The sequence below is a fragment of the uncultured Nostoc sp. genome (genome assembly GCF_964245445.1).
Taxonomy (GTDB): Bacteria; Cyanobacteriota; Cyanobacteriia; order Cyanobacteriales; family Nostocaceae; genus Nostoc.
Genome location: NZ_CAXTNE010000308.1, coordinates 1 through 2,306, shown reverse-complemented (window position 1 = coordinate 2,306; position 2,306 = coordinate 1). Strand labels below are relative to the sequence as shown.

The following is a 2,306-nucleotide window of genomic DNA, read 5'->3' as shown; positions in this document are numbered from 1 at the left end:
CTACAATTATCAAGGACACTACGACCAAGCCGAACCCCTGTTTCTGCAAGCTTTAACACTGAGAAAACGCCTGCTGGGAGAAGTACATCCCGATGTCGCCACCAGCCTGAACAACCTAGCAAATCTCTACAATTGTCAAGGACGCTACGACCAAGCCGAACCCCTGTTTCTGCAAGCTTTAGAACTGAGAAAACGCCTGCTGGGAGATGTACATCCCGATGTAGCCACCAGCCTGAACGACCTGGCAGGACTCTACGAATCTCAAGGACGCTACGACCAAGCCGAACCCCTGTTTCTGCAAGCTTTAGAAATTTGTCAGCAGGTGTTTGGGGTAAATCATCCCAATACGGTTACTGTTCGGGAAAATCTAGAAAATCTTCAAGCTCAAAAGAGTGCTAGCCGTAAAGTTAAGAATAATGCTAATAATTCCTTGTGGGAGAAGTTTTTAGGGTTATTTGAGTGAAGCGAAAGTTGTGATTATAGCAAGGAACTGGGTACACTGCGACAAGCTCCCTTCAACAAGCTCAGGGCGGCGCAGTGCATCGCTGGGGACTGGGTGAAAAGTCTTTTTGTGTTTCGGTTTTATCCTCCTCAAATTAAAATTGAACAAAAATAATAAACGACACCCCGAATTCAATAAACGACACCCCGAATTCAATAAACGACTCCCCGAATTCAATAAACGACTCCCCGAATTCAATAAACGACCCCCCCTTATAGAACCCATTTGACATCTTATGAGGTTTTGAATTAAGGTACTCCTCAGCATCTAAAATCCAATGCTAATGGCGTATTCCAGTGACCTCACTGATGCAGAATGGGAAATTTTTGAACCCTTATTGCAAGAGATATTACCGACTAAGAAGCAGACTCGACCGACTAACTGGACAAAGCGAGAGATATTCAATGGAATTCTCTATCAACTGAAAAATGGCTGCAATTGGCAAGACTTACCCAAAGACCTCCCCCCTTATTCCACCGTCTATTGGCACTATAAACAGTGGCGAGCCTCTGGGGTATTCGAGGAACTGATGAGTGTCTTACATGGACAAGTGCGTGAACAAGTAAAAAAAAAACCGCATTGGACAACGTTAATCATCATTGACTCCCAAGCGGTGAAAAATACCTGCAATGCCAGTGTGGAGTAAAAAGGTTTTTGTTTCTACAAAACCACCAACGGCATTAAAAGGCATCTGGCTATTGACACCCTTGGGTTTCCCTTCTTTACACACTGCACTCGCGCCAATATCTCGGATGATGCTGGATTAAAAGAGAAGTTTACTCTCAACATCAACTACTTCAAGTCAAAACCTATCGATATTCCCAAGATTACCATCCTGCTAGATCACGGGTATCAAGATTGAATATTTGACTCAGGAGTTAGAGCGGATTTACCCGGAGATCATGACCAAAATCCAGTTTCAACTTTCTACTAAACCCTCAAAACAAGAGAAAGCTGCACTTGGAAAATATGGATTTGTTCCGGCAGTAGCTTTCCGGGGTGATCGAGCGCTCCAATGCTTGGATGGAGCGTTGTAAAGTTCTGGTTAAGAACTTTGAACGAACCCTGACTGGTGCCACTGCCAAACTCAACCTCTGCTTCATTAGGCTAATGATTAAGAGGCTTGCAAACCCTTCCTAAGATGTCAAATGAGTTCTATAACCAGAAGTAACTTGGCTATACATTTGCAAGACCGATGCAGAAATACGTCCTGAGAGTTTTGCGATCGCCCATAGCGCTCTTGTAAAATCATTTTCAATTGTTGAGAATTCGCTCAGGAAAAAGTTTATGGCAGATAAGTCCGGTCAAGACCCCTCGGAAATCCCAGTGGCAACGGTTGATGAAGAACGAAAAGGCGCAACTTTCAGCGGTACGGTCATCCTTGGTATAGATCCTGAGGGTGGGGCAGTCGTTTTCTTTAGAGACTTTTTAATTGAAGATTATAAAGGCGAACTTACCGCAAATCTTGCAACAGATGGCGATATAAGGAAAAGCATTGATTTAGGCGAACTCGATCATGAAAGCTCCAGTTTTAAGCTGCCAATTCCGCTGGGAACGGATACATTACCCTACAATACAGTCGTGTTGAGCGACAAAAAAAGCAAGAAAAAAATCCTGACGATCAATCTATAAGATTTGTAACTTAGCTCGTAGTTCAGCCAAATTCGATTGCCCTCCTGTATAGATCTCAAATGGGTTCTATAAAGGCTACGGTGTACACACAAGTCGAATTACCCCCCTCAATCCCCCCTTATAAAGGAGGGAAGCCGGAAATCTAGTTCCCTCCCCTTTATAAGGGGAGGGT

Annotated in this window: 4 protein-coding genes; all 4 read left to right on the top strand. The window is 43.8% G+C overall.

Going from position 1 to position 2,306, the window contains the following annotated elements:
* On the top strand, positions 1-463 hold a 463-nt coding region (locus ACFE90_RS32625; protein ID WP_375506455.1), incomplete at its 5' end, for a tetratricopeptide repeat-containing protein.
* Positions 464-785: 322 nt separating this feature from the next.
* Positions 786-1,148 (top strand): transposase, encoded by a 363-nt coding sequence (locus ACFE90_RS32620; protein ID WP_375506454.1) that lies wholly within the window; start codon positions 786-788, stop codon positions 1,146-1,148.
* Positions 1,149-1,404: 256 nt separating this feature from the next.
* The gene (locus ACFE90_RS32615; protein WP_375506453.1) at positions 1,405-1,539 is read left to right on the top strand and encodes a hypothetical protein; all 135 of its coding nucleotides are present in this window, start codon (positions 1,405-1,407) and stop codon (positions 1,537-1,539) included.
* A gap of 250 nt (positions 1,540-1,789) precedes the next feature.
* Positions 1,790-2,134 (top strand): hypothetical protein, encoded by a 345-nt coding sequence (locus ACFE90_RS32610; RefSeq protein ID WP_375506452.1) that lies wholly within the window; start codon positions 1,790-1,792, stop codon positions 2,132-2,134.
* The last annotated feature ends 172 nt before the right edge of the window (positions 2,135-2,306 follow it).